This window comes from Oleiphilus sp. HI0117, from assembly GCF_001635235.1.
This window is the reverse complement of record NZ_LWGA01001284.1, coordinates 1-964: the sequence shown is the minus strand read 5'-3', so window position 1 is coordinate 964 and position 964 is coordinate 1. Positions and strand designations below refer to the sequence as shown.

At 48.5% G+C, this 964-nt stretch carries 1 protein-coding gene; it reads left to right on the top strand.

The window, feature by feature from the left end; all coding sequences use genetic code 11:
• The coding region (locus A3757_RS22320; RefSeq protein WP_156506495.1) for an immunoglobulin-like domain-containing protein at positions 1-964 on the top strand (964 nt) is incomplete at both ends.

Here is a 964-nt window from a genome sequence, read left to right as displayed (position 1 = left end):
GTTGTTAGCGGAACTGTCGATGTAAATGCGCCAGACACCTACATACTCAGCTATGATGTCAATGATGCCGCTGGTAATGCCGCTGCTACAGTTAATAGAAGCGTTGTTATCGCCGATACAACAGTTCCAGTCATTACAATCAACGGTAATTCTAACGAAACCGTTGAACAAGCTACCAGCTATACCGACGCAGGCGCGACGGCAAGCGACAATGTCGATGGCAACCTAAGCAGCAACATCATCGTATCCGGCGATACGGTTGATATTAATACAGCTGGGATTTACACCACTCGCTATGATGTCAGTGACACTGCGGGCAATAATGCTGTACAAGTAACACGAACCGTCACAGTCGAAGACAGTACTGCACCACTGATTACCCTACTGGGCTCCAGCCCGCTTAATCATGTTCAGCTCACACCTTATACCGATGCCGGTGCAACAGCCTCTGACAGTGCTGATGGCGACATTACTGCCAGTATCACGCGAACAGGCGATGTAGATACCAATATAATTGGCACTTACCTAATTTCTTATGACGTAAGTGATGCTGCGGGTAACGCTGCAACAACAGTCTCACGCACAGTGAATGTAACAGACGGCATCGCACCAACAATCACTCTTCTGGGCAACACGATTGTCAATCATGAACAGAGCACCTCTTACACAGATGCAGGCGCAACAGCTGACGATAACCTTGACGGTGATGTCACCACCAATATCGTACTTAGTGGAGCTGTTGATGTTAATACTCCCGGAACCTACGTGCTCAGCTATGACGTCAATGATGCCGCGGGGAATGCTGCAACGACCGTTACTAGAACAGTCATCATTGCCGATACAACTATTCCAGTCATTACGCTAACAGGCAATGCAGCTGAAACAGTTGAACAAGGAACGAGCTATACCGACGCTGGTGCAACAGCCAACGACAACGTGGATGGCAACCTAACTTCCAGCATCG